Below are 14,238 nucleotides of genomic sequence, written 5' to 3' on the forward strand. Positions count from 1 at the left end.
GCCGATTTGAGGCGCATCGGACGTCAGCGCACTAAGGAACGACTTCATGAGCGAGATCGCGGTCAGAACCCCCCTGCAATATCTCGACAAGGCCGTCGGCGCGTTGCGCGACCTCGGGCTGGTGAAGGACGGCGCGGGCGAGGAATCGCCCATCGTCGGCCTGCTCAACAAGATCGCCGATATCGAGCCGGAGAAGGTCGCCATCATCACCCGCACGCTGCAGCAGATGAGCGTGTTCAACGAGGTGGTGCGCGATCAGGTGGCGCAGATCTCCGTCGGCCAGCGCTATGAGGATATCGCCAAGGCGTTCGACTCCATCCGCGACGACGCCAAGCGCATGGTCGACCAGCTCGACGACGGCAAGCTCGACGTGTTCGAGCGCGCCACCAACGTCTGGATGAAGGTCGCGCGCGGCGATGTCGCCGCCCGTTTCGACAAGATCAAGGATACCTATATCGAGGTGTCGCGCGACACCCGCCGGAATATCGAGCGCGAGCATGCGATCCTCGAAGCCTATCGCGATTTCCGCGGCGCGCTGAAGCAGGCCGAGGTGGCGGCGCTGGAGATCCTGAAAGTCGCCGAGGACAAGCTGGAGGCCGCCCGCGCCGGGCTGAAGACCGCCGCCGACAACGTTTCCGGCTTCGCGGCCGACGGCGAGGTGAGCGAGCGCGCCCGGCTCGAACTGCTGCGCGACGAGCATCTGCGCCATGTGCAGGCCGAGGAGGGGCGCTATCAGGTCGCCAAGGACCTCGCGGACAACCTGACCATCAGCTACAACACGTCCGAAGTCGTCATGGCGCGCCTGCTCCAGACGACGAACGCGAAGGAGCGCGTCTACCAGCAGGCGGTGAGCTTCTTCACCACCAACGAATCCGTGCTGACCGCCCTCAAGGCGTCGTTCACCGGCCTGTTCGGTCTCCACGAGGCCACCCAGACGCTGAACGAGTTGAAGGAAGGCGTCTCCACCTCGCTGGAGGTGCTGGCCGAGATCGGCGGCAAGGTGCAGGAAGAAGCGCTCAAGGCCGGCTACGGCCCCACCGTGCGCGCCGACGCCGTGAAGAAGCTGGTCGACAGCGTCATCAACTTCCAGACCCGCTCCATCGAGATCGTGGGCGAGATGCGCAAGCTGTCCACGCAGAACAGCGAGGAAATCCGCAACGCGGTGGAGGACGGCAAGCGCCGCATCGCCCGCCTCGCGGCGGAGGGCAACGCGCTTGTCATCGAAGGCTGAGGCACAGGTGGCTGAAGTGCAAGCGGCGGGGAGCGCCGGCAAGCTCGACGAGGTGATGCTGGCGATGGACGTGGTGGACACGCTGCGCCATCACGAGAGCGTCGCTCTCCGCGAGCTGGATCAGGATGGCCGCGACGAAGGACTCAAGGAGCGCCTGCGGCGCATCTACGAGAGCCAGGGGCTCGCGGTCTCCGACCGCATCCTCGAAGAAGGCATCCGCGCGCTCAAGGAAAGCCGCTTCACCTATGCGCCGGCGCAAGCGGGCTCGCGCGCGCTCGCCGGCCTGTGGGTGCGGCGCGCGCTCTATGGCCGGATCGTCGGCGTGCTCGTGCTCGTGCTGGCGGCGTGGATCGGCGTTTCCGTCTGGCAGCGCGCCAGCCGCGAGCGGGCGCTTGAGGCGGCGCGCATCGAGCTTCAGCAGACGTTGCCGCAGCAGTTGGAACAGACGGCCTCGCGGGTGCTGGCCGAGGCCCGCACCGACGAGGCGCGCGCGCGGGCCGGCGCCTTGCATGCGGACGGCGTCACCGCGCTCGCGGCCGGCGATGCGGCTGCCGCGCGCGGGGCGGTGGCCTCGCTGGAGCAGTTGCGGGCGCGGCTTCTGGAAACCTACCGGCTGCGCGTGGTCTCGCGGCCGGGCGAGGATACCGGCGTGTTCCGCATTCCCCGCGCCAACCCGAACGCGCGCAACTATTATCTCATCGTCGAGGCGGTGACGCCGGAGGGCAAGGCGCTCTCGCTGCCGGTGCGCAGCGAAGAGGACGGCTCGGTGAAGACCGTCGCCCGCTGGGGCGTGCGGGTGCCGGAGCGCACCTACGAGGCCGTGCGGCGCGACAAACTGGATGACGGCATCCTGCAAAACGACACGCTCGCGGAAAAGCCTCGCGGCGCGCTGGCGCCCGTCTACCGCATGAACGTCCTGCCGGCGGAGAGCCCCGGCAACATTACCGCGTGGTGAGGCCATGATCAGTGCAGGCGACGCCTTTTCCGCCATCGAGCAGGCCATGGGCCGCATCCGCGCGGACGAGGGCAGGGTGACGGGCGTCATCGACGCCGCCGCGGCGGAGGCCACGCGGCTGCGTGGCGAGCAGGCGGCGCTCTACCGCGATCTCGCGCGCCTGCGCCTCGACGCGCTGGGGCAGGAAACCGTCGGGGGCGAGCTCGACGCGGCCGAGCGGCGCGCGCTTTCGGCGATGGAGGCGCACAACCGGCAGGTGGCCGCCATCCGGAACCAGCATGCGGCGCTGACGGAGGAGCTCGACAGGCTGCGGGCGGAGCGCGCCCTGCTCGCAACCGCGGTGCAGGAGGCCGCGGCGCGCGTCGACGCGCAGGAGGCGGCGACCGATGCGCGCCTTGCGGAAGATGTCGCCTGGCAGGCGCAGGTCGCGAAGGTCGACGGCGCGCGGGCGCGGGCGGAGGCGGCGGAGGCGAAGGCCCGGCAGGCGGAGGAGGATCGCGACGCGAAGTCGAAGCCCTATCTCGCCGACAGGCTGTTCGCTTATCTGTGGGAGCGCGGCTACGGCATGCCGCATTATCGCGGCGGCTTCCTCACCCGCTGGGGAGACGCCTATGTCGCGCGCGTCATCGGCTACGAGCCCGCGCGGCAGAATTTCTTCATGCTCAACGAAATTCCCAAGCGGCTGCGCGAGCACGCCTCGCGCCTGGCCGCGGAGGCGCAGGAGGAAGAGGCCCGCCTCGCGGCGCTGGAGCGCGTGGGGCTGGAGAGCGACGGCATCGCGGCGCTGGAGGAGGCCCACCGCCAGGCTGTTGCGACGCTCGACGCGATCGACGGCAAGAAGGCGGAGCTTGAGCGCGCCATCGCCGCGACGGACGAGCGCCGCACGGCGCTGATCGAGGGCGAGGGATCGGGCCTGCGCCGCGCGGAGGAAGGGCTCGCCGAGGCGCTGAAGCGCGAGGACCTGCGCGCGCTGCTCAAGGAGGCGCTGGCGACGCCGACACCCGACGACGAGCGCATCGTGCATCGTCTTCAGGAAATCGAGACCGGGCTCGCCCGCCTGACGCGCGAGGCGGAGGAAGCCCGCAAGGTCTCCGTGGAACTGGCGCGCAAGCGGCTGGAGCTTGAGCGCTCGCGCGACGACTTCCACCAGTCCGGCTACGAGCGGCAGGGCGGCGCGTTCATCAACGACAAGCTGATCGGCGATGTTCTGGGCGGCATCATCGGCGGCGTGCTGTCGTCCCGCGATCTGGGGGATGCGCTGCGCAGCGGCTATCGGCGCGGCAACCAGCCCAGGGATCCGCGCTGGAACCGCCCGCCGCCCTCCGGCGGACGCTCGTCCGGCGGTAAGTCGTCTTCGGGCGGTAAGTCTTCCGGCGGCGGCTGGGGCGGTGGTTTCGGCGGCGGTGGTTTCGGCTCCGGCGGCGGCTTCGGCGGTTCGGGCGGCGGCTTCAAGACCGGCGGGGGCTTCTGAAGTCCGAATTGGAGCAGTTTGCATTCAAATCGATCCATCGAATTGAATGCAAGTTGCGGCAAAATATAAAATTTAGAGCGGCGTGACGATTCCACTTGAATGCACGCCGCTCTAGGCTTTTTCAAGCAAGGCGGATGCCGGCTTGTTTTAAGAAAACGCGTAAAATCAAAAAAGTTGCAGGACGCCGTTCAAGGAGCGTCCTGCCGGCGAGGGGCGTTACGCCGCCAGATAGGCGTCGCGGATGTCGGGCTTCGCCTCCAGTTCCGCCACGGTGCCGGAAAAGCGGATGCGGCCTTTCTCGATGATGTAGGCGCGGTTGGCGATCAGCCGGGCGAAATGCACGTTCTGCTCCGATATGAGGATGCTCAGCCCCTGCCGCTTCATCGCGAGGATGGCGTCGGCCATCTGCTCGACGATCCTGGGCGCCAGTCCCTCGGTCGGCTCGTCGAGCAGCACGAGCGAGGGGTTGCCCATCAGGGTGCGGCCGATGGTGAGCATCTGCTGCTCGCCGCCGCTCATCTGGCCGCCGGGGCGCTTGCGCATTCCGCCGAGATTCGGAAACAACGTGTAGATCTGTTCGGGCGTCCAGGTGGCCGCGCCCGCGCGCGGCGGCTGGCGCCCCACCTCCAGATTTTCCGCGACGGTGAGGTCGGTGAAGATGCGTCGGTCTTCCGGCACATAGCCGAGCCCGCGGCGGGCGATGTCGTGGGTGGGCAGGGCCGAGATGTCCGCATCCTCGAAGATCACCCGGCCCGCGCGCCGGGGCACCAGCCCGACGATCGCGCGCAGCGTGGTGCTCTTGCCCGCGCCGTTGCGCCCGAGCAGGGCGACGACTTCGCCGGCGTCCACATCGAGCGCCACATCGAACAGGATCTGCGCCGGGCCATACCAGGCGTCGAGGCCGGAAACCCGCAGCTTCGGGGAAATGCGCGGCGTCATGCCCGCTCCTCCTGGCGCCGGTTGCGTTCAGAACGGTCCTCGCCCAGATAGACGGCCCGCACGCGCGGATCGCGGCGCACCTCCTGCGGCGCGCCGTGGGCGATGAGCCGGCCGTGGTCGAGCACCATCACGGCGTCGGCGTGGCCGAACACCACGTCCATGTCGTGCTCGGTGAACAGCACGCCGATGGTCCTTTCGCGGGCGATCGTCGCGGTCAGGCGCATCAGCGCGGCGCGCTCCTGCGGCGCCATGCCGGCCGTCGGCTCGTCCATCAGCAGCAGCCGGGGATCGTTGGCGAGCGCGATGGCGAGTTCGAGGCGCTTGAGGTCGCCGTAGGCCAGTTCGCCGCAAGGCTTGTCCGCCTGATCGGGCAGGCCGACGAGCGTCAGCAGCGCGTCCGCCTCCGCCCGGCGAAAGGCGCCGGCGAAGCCGAGGAAGCCGAAGGCGCGGCGGTGGAAGGACAGCAACGCGACCTGCACGTTCTCGCGCACGGTCATCGAGCCGAAGGTGGCGGTGATCTGGAACGTGCGCCCCACGCCGCGCCGCCAGACGGCGGCCGGACGCAGCCCCGCGATGGACTCGCCGTTGAGGCTTATCGTGCCGGCGTCCGGCTTGATCTGGCCGTTCAGCATGTTGAAGCAGGTGCTCTTGCCTGCGCCGTTGGGGCCGATCAGCGCCAGAATCCGCCCCGCCTCAAGCGTGAAGGAAACGTCGCGCACGGCCTCGACGCCGCCGTAGGATTTCGCCAGTCCCGCGACCTCGAGCAGCGGGGTCATGACGCGGCCTCCGCCTTGCGACGGCTCAGGAGCGCCCCGAGCGTGCCCATGATGCCGCGCGGAAAGAGCAGCACCATGGCGACGATCGCTCCGCCCAGCACCAGCCGGGACAGATCCGTCTGGCTCATCAGCCAGATCGCGAGCGCCTTGTAGACGATGGCGCCGACGACGGCGCCCGATACGGTTTCCACGCCGCCCAGCAGCACCATCACGAGGCCGTCGACGGAAACGGGAATGCCCATGAGATCGGGAAACACGGAGCCCTTGAGGAAGGCGTGCAGCGCGCCGGCGACGCCCGCGAACGCGCCGGCGATGACGAAGGCGAGCCATTGCAGCCGCGCGCGGTCGAGCCCGATGGCCTCCGCCCGCAAGGCGCTGTCGCGCGCCGCCCGCAGCGCGTAGCCGAAGGGCGAGAACACCAGCGCCCGCAGCGCCGCGACGCCGATGGCCGCGGCCGCCAGCGCCAGCCAGTAGAAACCGGCGGGGCTCGCCGCCCATGCCGTCGGCCATACGCCCAGCATGCCGTTGTCGCCGCCCGTGACCTCGACCCACTGGAAGGCGACGGACCAGACGATCTGGGCGAAAGCGAGCGTCAGCATGGCGAAGTAGACGCCCGACAGGCGCACGCAGAACCACCCGAACAGCGCCGCGCCGGCAAGGCCGAGGAGCGGCCCGGCGAGCAGCGCCGCCTCCATCGGCAGGCCCGCCAGCACGGCGAGGAAAGCCGCGCCATAGGCGCCGAGGCCGAAATACGCCGCATGGCCGAAGGAATCGAGCCCCCCGACCGTCATGATGAATTGCAGGCTCGCCGCGAACAGCACGAAGACGGCGATTTCGGCACCCACCGTCAGGCCGTAGCTGTCCGCGAACAATGGCAGGGCGGCGGCGAGCGCGAGCAGGGCGGCCGCGCCGGCACGCTCCGGCGAGGAGAGGGGCCGCCATGGCCGCGCCGTGATGCCGGCCGCCGGCCGCGCCGCGCCGCCCGGCCGGCCGAAGAGGCCCCACGGCCGCAGCACGAGCACCACGGCCATGACCAGGAACACCAGCACGAGCGAAATGCGGGGAAACAGCAGGATGCCGAAGGCGTTCAGCTCCGACACCAGAACGGCGGCGAGAAACGCCCCCGTCACGCTGCCGAGGCCGCCGATCACCACAACGACGAACACTTCCACGAGAATGGCGAGATCCATGCCGTGCGTGACGGTGGTGCGGGGAATTTGCAGCGCGCCGCCCAGCGCCGCCAGAAAGACGCCGAGCGCGAACACGCTGGTGAACAGCCATTTCTGGTTCACGCCGAGCGCGGCCGCCATGTCGCGGTCCTGCGTCGCGGCGCGCACCAGGATGCCCCAGCGCGTGCGGCGGAACAGCAGGTGCAGCAGGCCGAGCACCACAGGCCCCAGCGCGATGAGCAGAAAGTCATAGGCCGGCACCCGGTGGCCCAGAACTTCCACCGCGCCGCGAAAGCCCGGCGCGCGCGGCCCCATCAGGTCGTCCGGCCCCCAGATCAGCACGACGAGATCCTGCACCATCAGCGTCACGCCGAAAGTGGCGAGCAACTGGAACAGCTCCGGCGCATGATAGATGCGCCGCAGCAGCAGCATTTCCATCAGTGCGCCGAGCGCCGCCACGATGAGCGCCGCCAGCACGATGGAGCCCCAGAAGCCGAACGCGCCGGAGAAGCGGTCCGTCAGCGTGAAGGCCATGTAGGCGCCGAGCATGTAGAAGGCGCCATGCGCGAAGTTCGTGACGCGGGTCACGCCGAAGATGATCGACAGCCCCGATGCGACCAGAAACAGCGACGCCGCGCTGGCGAGGCCGCCAAGAGCCTGCACGAGAATGAAGTCCACGATCTGCCTTTCCCGCCGCTGTTTCCGGTGAATGCCCCTTGCGGGTCATCCGGCGTCAGTTTCGCGGGCGAAGCTTCGCCGCCTCCTCCTCGGGCGGCAGATAGTCCGCGCCCTTGCGGAAGGCGAAATCCACCATCACGCCCTTGCCGTCCACCACGCCGGTGCGGCCGATATAGGCGCCGAGCGTGCTCTGGTGGTCGCCGGCGCGGTAGACGATGGGGCCGAAGGGCGTATCGACCTCGAGGTTCTTGCCGGCCCGGATCAGCGCCTCCGCGCCGGTGCCGTCGGCGCGGTCGAGCAGCGCCGCGACGCTCTTGACCGTCGAATAGCCGATGATCGAGCCGAGGCGCGGATAGTCGTCGTGCAGCTTGCGGTAGGCGTCGAGGAAGGCGGTGTGCTCGGGCGTGTCGATGCCGTACCAGGGATAGCCGGTCACGATCCAGCCTTCGGGCGTCTCGTCCTTCAGCGGGTCGAGATATTCCGGCTCGCCGGTGAGGTAGCTGACGACGGCGCGGTTCCTGAAGGTGCCGCGCGTGTTGCCTTCGCGCACGAACCGGGCGAGATCGGCGGCGAATGTGGCGTTGAGGATGGCGTCGGGCTTCGCCGCGTCGATGGCCTGCAACACCGGTCCGGGGTCGATCTTGCCCAGCGGCGGCCATTGCTCGGCCACGAATTCCACGTCCGGGCGCAGCTTCGTGAGCTGTTCCCTGAACACAGCGACGAAGGACTGGCCGTATTCGTAATTGGGGGCGACGCTCGCCCAGCGCTTCGCCGGCAGCCTGGCGGCCTCCTCGGCCAGCATCGTCGCCTGCATGTAGTTCGAGGTGCGCAGGCGGAAGGTGTAGTCGTTGCCCTTCGACCACACCAGAGCGTCCGACAGCGGTTCGGAAGCGAGGTAGACCACCTTCTTCTGCCTGGCGAAATCGGCGAGGGCGAGGCCCACGTTGGACAGGAAGCCGCCGGCGAGCATCACCACGCCGTCGCGCGACACCAGTTCGTTGGCCGCGGTCAGCGCGTCCGCCGGCTTGCCGGCATCGTCGCGCGAGATGACGACGAGCTTCCTGCCCTTGATGCCGCCGGCGTCGTTGATCTCCTTCAGGGCGAGTTCCATGCCCTTGCGATAGGGCTCGGTGAAGCCGGGCAGGGTGGAATAGCTGTTGATCTCGCCGACCTTGATCTCGCCCTGCTGCGCATGCGCTGCTGCACCCATCGCCAGCGACGCGGCGAGCGCGACGGCTGCCGCCTTGAAACCCGGCGCCTGCAAACCCAGCGCCTTCAAACCGGAAATCGTGATCACCGTTCGCCCCTCCCGCAGTGCGGCATGCTTCAGCCCCGCGCCACTATATGACGCCCGGCACCGGGGCACATCAATAATATATTTGGCGTGCGCCCGGTGCGAAATCACCGGCGCGCGCTCTGCAACCGGTGAGCAGGGCTTTGCCGCATGTGCGAAAACATGCTGGTTATTCACCCGGTGGAGTGTATAGACTGAAACCCCTGTGAGTCCGAATGTCCGGCGGAATCCGTGCCGCCGGTGTAATCCGCGTTCCCGAAAGGGGGAACCGCGGGAGGAAGCCGATGCGCCGAAAGAAGGGCAGAAGGATTGCCCCGTCTCTTCCGGCAGCCGGCCCGCCCGTGATTTCCCGCCGTCCATGATCGAGCGATAGCATGAGCAATTTCTTCAACGAGCGCGTCCTGAGCATCCATCACTGGACGGATACCCTGTTCAGCTTCACCACGACGCGCGATCCCGGTTTCAGGTTCCGCACCGGCGAGTTCACGATGATCGGACTCAAGGTCGACGGGCGGCCGCTGCTGCGGGCCTATTCGATCGTCAGCCCGAGCTGGGAGGAGACGCTCGAATTCTTCTCCATCAAGGTGCCGAACGGCCCGCTGACCTCGCGTCTCCAGCATATTCAGGAAGGTGACACGATCATCGTCGGGCGCAAGGCGACGGGCACGCTGGTGCTCGACAACCTGCTGCCGGGCAAGACGCTCTATCTGCTCGGCACGGGCACCGGCCTTGCGCCCTTCCTTTCCGTCGTCCGCGATCCCGAAACCTATGAGCGCTTCGAGAAGGTGGTGCTCGTGCACGGCACGCGCTGGGCGCGCGAACTCGCCTACGCCGACCTGATCGAGAAGGAATTGCCGGAGCACGAATTGCTGGGCGAGGAAGTGCGGGGGAAGCTCGTCTATTACCCCACCGTCACGCGCGAGCCCTTCCGCCACGAGGGGCGCATCACGGCGCTCATCGAGAGCGGCAAGCTGTTCGCGGACATCGGCCGGCCGCCGCTCGACAGGGAAACGGACCGTATCATGATCTGCGGCTCGCCTTCCATGATGGTCGATCTGCGCACGCTCGTCGAGGGGCTCGGCTTCGATGAGGGCAGCAGCGGCGAGCCCGGCCATTTCGTCATCGAGAAGGCTTTCGCGGAACGCTGAGAAGTCCGCGCGGTCGATGATTCGGTGTGCGCAACGCGGCGATCGGGGCCGATTGTCGCGGGAGGCGGGGCCGGCGGCGTTGTATATGTGAGTCGGATCTGTCGCGAAGGGAATCGATTCCGGTCCGCGGCGGCCCGGCAACACGCACGCAAGGCGATCGCCAGATGAAGTTCCGACGCTATTTTACCGGCCGCGACGAATCTTCCGCGTCTCCCTACGACGCGATTCCGTTTCGCAAGGCATCGAGCGAAATCCGCAATACGGACGGTTCGGTCGTGTTCCGGGCGGCGGACATCGAGGTGCCGAGCGACTGGAGCCAGGTCGCGACCGACATCATCGCCCAGAAGTATTTCCGCAAGGCCGGCGTGCCCGCGCGCCTGAAGCGCGTGGCGGAGGAGGGCGTGCCCGCCTTCCTGTGGCGCTCGGAGGCCGACGGGGAGGCGCTCGCGGAACTGCCGGAGAGCGAGCGCTTCATCGGCGAGACCTCCGCGAAACAGGTGTTCGACCGGCTCGCCGGCTGCTGGACTTATTGGGGCTGGAAAGGCGGCTATTTCTCGTCCGAGCAGGACGCGGCCGTCTTCCACGACGAGCTGCGCTTCATGCTGGCCCGGCAGATGACGGCGCCCAACTCGCCGCAATGGTTCAACACCGGTCTGCACTGGGCCTATGGCATCGACGGGCCGGGGCAGGGCCATTATTATGTCGATTTCCGCACCGGCGAGACGGTGCGTTCCGAATCGGCCTACGAGCACCCCCAGCCGCATGCCTGTTTCATCCAGTCGGTCGCCGACGATCTCGTCAACGACGGCGGCATCATGGACCTGTGGGTGCGCGAGGCACGGCTGTTCAAGTACGGCTCCGGCACCGGCACCAACTTTTCCAGCCTCCGGGCGGAGGGCGAGCCCTTGTCGGGCGGGGGCCGGTCGTCCGGCCTCATGAGCTTTCTGAAGATCGGCGACCGCGCGGCGGGGGCGATCAAATCCGGCGGCACCACGCGGCGCGCCGCGAAGATGGTGATTCTCGACGCCGACCACCCCGACATCGAAGCCTTCATCGACTGGAAGATCCGCGAGGAGCAGAAGGTCGCGGCCCTTGTCACCGGCTCGAAAACCGTCGCCCGTCACTTGCAGGCGCTCATCGACGCCACCGCCGCAGACGGCGCGCGCATCACCGATCCGGCGCGGAACCCGGCGCTGAAACAGGCGATCCGCGCCGCGCGCCAGGCGCTGGTGCCGGACAATTACATCAAGCGGATTCTGCAACTGGCCGCGCAGGGTTTCGATACGGTCGCCTTCGACACCTACGATACGGACTGGGATTCGGAAGCTTATCTGACGGTCTCGGGCCAGAACTCGAACAATTCCGTCTCGGTGCGCAACGCGTTTCTGGAGGCGGTGGCGGCGGATGGCGACTGGCCGCTCACCCGCCGCACGGACGGCAAGGTGGCCGGAACCGTGCGCGCGCGCGACCTGTGGGAGAAGATCGGCTATGCGGCATGGGCCTCGGCCGATCCGGGCCTTCACTTCCGCACCACCATGAACGATTGGCACACTTGCCCGCAGTCCGGCGAGATCCGCGGCTCGAACCCGTGTTCGGAATACCTGTTCCTCGACAACACGGCCTGCAATCTCGCCTCGATCAACCTGCTGCGCTTTTTCGACCGCGAGCGGGAGGCGTTCGACCGGGCGGGCTATGTCCATGCCTGCCGGCTGTGGACGCTGGTGCTGGAAATCTCCGTGCTGATGGCGCAGTTCCCCTCGCGTGAGATCGCGGAGCTGTCGTATCGTTTCCGCACGCTCGGCCTCGGCTACGCCAATATCGGCGGGCTGCTGATGACGCTGGGCCTGCCCTACGATTCCGAGGCCGGCCGGGCGCTGTGCGGCGCGCTCACCGCCATCATGACGGGAACCGCCTACGAGACGTCGGCGGAGATCGCGGGCGAACGCGGCGCCTTTCCCGGCTATGCGGAAAACGCCGCCGACATGCTGCGCGTCATCCGCAACCACCGGCGCGCGGCGCGGGGCGAGAGCGCGGGCTATGAGGCGCTCGGCAAGCCGCCGCTGCCGCTCGACCACGCCAACATCCCCGATCCCGCGCTCTCGGCGCTCGCCGCGGAGGTGTGGGACCGGGCGCTGGCGCTCGGCGAGAAGAACGGCTTTCGCAATGCGCAGGTGACGTGCATCGCGCCCACCGGCACCATCGGCCTCGTCATGGATTGCGACACCACCGGCATCGAGCCCGATTTCGCGCTGGTGAAGTTCAAGAAGCTCGCCGGCGGCGGCTATTTCAAGATCATCAACCAGTCGGTGCCGCATGCCCTGAAAAAGCTCGGCTACACGCCCGCGCAGGTGGCGGACATCGAAGCCTACGCGGTCGGCCACGGCACGCTGGCGACCGCGCCGGCGATCAGCCACGCGGACCTTTCGGCGCGCGGCTTCTCCATCGAGGCGATCGCGGCGCTGGAAAAAGCGTTGCCGTCGGCCTTCGACATCAAGTTCGCCTTCAACAAATGGACGCTCGGCGCGGACTTTCTGACCGAAACCCTGAAGGTGCCGCCCGAGCGCCTCGACGATCCGGGTTTCGAACTGCTGCCCTTCCTGGGCTTCTCGCGCGCCGACATCGAGGCGGCGAACATCCATGTCTGCGGGGCGATGACGCTGGAAGGCGCGCCGCACCTGCGGCCGGAGCATTATGCCGTGTTCGATTGCGCCAACCCATGCGGGCGCATCGGCAAGCGCTTTTTGTCGGTGGACAGTCACATCCTGATGATGGCGGCGGCGCAGCCGTTCATTTCCGGCGCGATCTCCAAGACCATCAACATGCCCGCCGACGCCACGGTGGAGGATTGCAAGCGCGCCTATCTGCAATCATGGAATCTCGGCCTCAAGGCGAACGCCCTTTATCGCGACGGCTCGAAGCTGTCGCAGCCGCTCAACGCCGCGCTGATCGCGGACGGCGACGACGAGGCCGCGGAACTTCCCGCCGGGCCGGATGCCGCGCGCGCCGCCGCCGTCAGCGAGCGCATCGTGGAGCGGATCGTGGCGCGCGAGCGCGAGAAGCTGCCGAACCGCCGGCTGGGTTATACGCAGAAGGCGATCATCGGCGGCCACAAGGTTTACCTGCGCACCGGCGAATATGCCGACGGGCGGCTCGGCGAGATCTTTCTGGACATGCACAAGGAAGGCGCCGCCTTCCGGGCCATGATGAACAACTTCGCCATTTCCATCTCGCTCGGCCTGCAATACGGCGTGCCGCTGGAGGAATATGTGGAGGCGTTCACCTTCACCCGCTTCGAGCCGGCCGGTTTCGTGCAGGGCAACGAATCGGTCAGGAACGCCACGTCCATTCTCGATTACGTGTTCCGCGAGCTGGCCATCTCCTACCTCGGCCGCTACGACCTCGCGCATGTCGATCCCTCCGACATCCGCCACGACGCGATGGGCGAGGGCGTGGACCGCCCGGCGCTCGTGCCGGCGTCGCGCGGTTTCCTGCGCGGCAACGGTAATGGCCAGATCCCTGGCGGCCAGGTCCCTGTCCAGGTCTCCGCCAACCAAACCCCCGCCGGCGCTTCCGGCCGGGGCGAAGCCGACGAGCGGCGCAAGGAAGCGCGTCTGAAAGGTTACGAGGGCGAAGCCTGCACGGAATGCGGCAATTTCACGCTGGTGCGCAACGGCACCTGCCTGCGCTGCGACACCTGCGGCGGCACGACCGGCTGCTCCTGAAAACGCTTCAACCCGCCGCGTCGAGGCCGATGTCGACGGCGGGGGCGGACTGGAACGGGCGGCTGGTGGAGATGTAGTCGACGCCGGTTTCCGCTACCGCCGCGATGGTGTCGAGGCGGATGCCGCCGGAGGCTTCCAGCTTCGCCCGCCCGGCGCAGGTACGCACGGCCGCCGCCATGTCGGGCAGGCTCATGTTGTCGAGCATGATGACGTCCGCCCCGGCGTCGAGCGCCTCCTTCACCTGATCGAGCCTGTCGCATTCGACCTCGATCCGGGTCAGCGCCGGCGCATGCGCGCGGGCGCGGCGCACCGCCGCCGCGATGCCGCCGCAGACGGCGATGTGATTGTCCTTCAGCATGATGCCGCTGTCGAGGCCGAGCCGGTGGTTGAGCGCCCCGCCGCAACTTGCGGCGTGCTTCTCCAGCATCCGCAGGCCCGGCGTCGTCTTGCGGGTGTCGAGCAGCCGCGCGGGCGTGTGGGCGATGGCGGCGACGTAACGCGCCGTTTCGGTCGCAATGCCCGACAGGCGCTGGACGATGTTGAGCGCCGTGCGCTCCGCCGTCAGCAGCGAGCGCGCCGGCCCCGACACCACGGCGAGCGTCGCCGCCGCCTCCACCCTGTCGCCGTCATTGACAAGCAGATCAACCGCGCAGGCGGAATCGTAGCGCGTGAACACGGTCGCCGCGATCGCGATGCCGGACACGGTGAGCGGCTCGCGCGCGTTCATGCGGAAGGTCGCGACCGCGCGCGGATCGATCATGAGTTCGACGGTCAGGTCGCCGTGGCCGATGTCCTCCGCCAGCCATCGGTCGATGAGGGGCAGAACGAGAAACCTGTCGTACATGATGCATCACC

Annotated in this window: 10 protein-coding genes; 5 read left to right on the forward strand and 5 right to left on the reverse strand. The window is 68.1% G+C overall.

The features are described 5' to 3' along the window. Positions 1-46 precede the first annotated feature (46 nt). Genes ACOYJQ_RS09840 through ACOYJQ_RS09850 form a run of 3 tightly spaced genes read left to right on the forward strand, consistent with a single transcriptional unit; the run spans position 47 to position 3,657 of the window. Positions 47-1,231 carry a cell surface protein gene (locus tag ACOYJQ_RS09840; protein ID WP_433458052.1) on the forward strand — a complete coding sequence of 395 codons (1,185 nt, stop codon included), beginning with the start codon at positions 47-49 and terminating at the stop codon, positions 1,229-1,231. Further along, the gene (locus tag ACOYJQ_RS09845; protein ID WP_433458053.1) at positions 1,215-2,186 is read left to right on the forward strand and encodes a DUF6384 family protein; all 972 of its coding nucleotides are present in this window, start codon (positions 1,215-1,217) and stop codon (positions 2,184-2,186) included. The genes ACOYJQ_RS09840 and ACOYJQ_RS09845 overlap by 17 nt, the downstream gene beginning before the upstream one ends. 4 nt (positions 2,187-2,190) lie before the next feature. Further along, positions 2,191-3,657, forward strand: coding sequence for a hypothetical protein (locus ACOYJQ_RS09850; protein WP_433458054.1), 1,467 nt, complete (start codon positions 2,191-2,193; stop codon positions 3,655-3,657). 216 nt (positions 3,658-3,873) lie between these two features. On the opposite strand, the gene ACOYJQ_RS09855 is transcribed toward ACOYJQ_RS09850, so the two are convergent. The 4 genes from ACOYJQ_RS09855 to ACOYJQ_RS09870 are packed head-to-tail and all read right to left on the reverse strand — an operon-like array spanning position 3,874 to position 8,429. After that, positions 3,874-4,596, reverse strand: a complete 723-nt coding sequence (locus ACOYJQ_RS09855) for an ABC transporter ATP-binding protein (RefSeq protein ID WP_433458055.1) — start codon at positions 4,594-4,596, stop codon at positions 3,874-3,876. Then, a complete protein-coding gene (locus ACOYJQ_RS09860) occupies positions 4,593-5,372 on the reverse strand; it encodes an ABC transporter ATP-binding protein (RefSeq protein ID WP_433458056.1) in 780 nt (259 codons plus the stop codon). Before ACOYJQ_RS09860 ends, ACOYJQ_RS09855 begins: the two co-directional genes overlap by 4 nt. Continuing rightward, on the reverse strand, positions 5,369-7,219 hold the full coding sequence (locus tag ACOYJQ_RS09865; protein WP_433458058.1) for an ABC transporter permease: 1,851 nt from the start codon (positions 7,217-7,219) through the stop codon (positions 5,369-5,371). The genes ACOYJQ_RS09860 and ACOYJQ_RS09865 overlap by 4 nt, the downstream gene beginning before the upstream one ends. 55 nt (positions 7,220-7,274) lie before the next feature. Further along, positions 7,275-8,429 carry an ABC transporter substrate-binding protein gene (locus ACOYJQ_RS09870; RefSeq protein ID WP_433458193.1) on the reverse strand — a complete coding sequence of 385 codons (1,155 nt, stop codon included), beginning with the start codon at positions 8,427-8,429 and terminating at the stop codon, positions 7,275-7,277. A gap of 458 nt (positions 8,430-8,887) precedes the next feature. Here ACOYJQ_RS09870 and ACOYJQ_RS09875 point away from each other — a divergent pair, with 458 nt between their 5' ends. Together ACOYJQ_RS09875 and ACOYJQ_RS09880 are read left to right on the forward strand one after the other, a co-directional pair. Further along, positions 8,888-9,661, forward strand: a complete 774-nt coding sequence (locus ACOYJQ_RS09875) for a ferredoxin--NADP reductase (RefSeq protein WP_433458060.1) — start codon at positions 8,888-8,890, stop codon at positions 9,659-9,661. A gap of 164 nt (positions 9,662-9,825) precedes the next feature. After that, positions 9,826-13,383 (forward strand): vitamin B12-dependent ribonucleotide reductase, encoded by a 3,558-nt coding sequence (locus tag ACOYJQ_RS09880; protein WP_433458061.1) that lies wholly within the window; start codon positions 9,826-9,828, stop codon positions 13,381-13,383. A 7-nt stretch (positions 13,384-13,390) separates the two neighbouring features. Here ACOYJQ_RS09880 and nadC read toward each other — a convergent pair whose 3' ends face one another. Beyond that, the gene (gene nadC / locus ACOYJQ_RS09885) at positions 13,391-14,227 is read right to left on the reverse strand and encodes a carboxylating nicotinate-nucleotide diphosphorylase (protein ID WP_433458062.1); all 837 of its coding nucleotides are present in this window, start codon (positions 14,225-14,227) and stop codon (positions 13,391-13,393) included. Positions 14,228-14,238: the final 11 nt, after the last annotated feature.

The sequence above is a fragment of the Pseudochelatococcus sp. genome, from assembly GCF_050946405.1.
GTDB lineage: Bacteria > Pseudomonadota > Alphaproteobacteria > Rhizobiales > Beijerinckiaceae > Pseudochelatococcus.

Coding starts and splice junctions, on each gene's coding strand:
- ACOYJQ_RS09840 (WP_433458052.1), top strand. CDS start 47: ATGAGCGAGATCGCGGTCAGAACCCCCCTGCAATATCTCGACAAGGCC.
- ACOYJQ_RS09850 (WP_433458054.1), top strand. CDS start 2,191: ATGATCAGTGCAGGCGACGCCTTTTCCGCCATCGAGCAGGCCATGGGC.
- ACOYJQ_RS09855 (WP_433458055.1), bottom strand. CDS start 4,596: ATGACGCCGCGCATTTCCCCGAAGCTGCGGGTTTCCGGCCTCGACGCC.
- ACOYJQ_RS09860 (WP_433458056.1), bottom strand. CDS start 5,372: ATGACCCCGCTGCTCGAGGTCGCGGGACTGGCGAAATCCTACGGCGGC.
- ACOYJQ_RS09870 (WP_433458193.1), bottom strand. CDS start 8,429: ATGGGTGCAGCAGCGCATGCGCAGCAGGGCGAGATCAAGGTCGGCGAG.
- ACOYJQ_RS09875 (WP_433458060.1), top strand. CDS start 8,888: ATGAGCAATTTCTTCAACGAGCGCGTCCTGAGCATCCATCACTGGACG.
- ACOYJQ_RS09880 (WP_433458061.1), top strand. CDS start 9,826: ATGAAGTTCCGACGCTATTTTACCGGCCGCGACGAATCTTCCGCGTCT.
- nadC (WP_433458062.1), bottom strand. CDS start 14,227: ATGTACGACAGGTTTCTCGTTCTGCCCCTCATCGACCGATGGCTGGCG.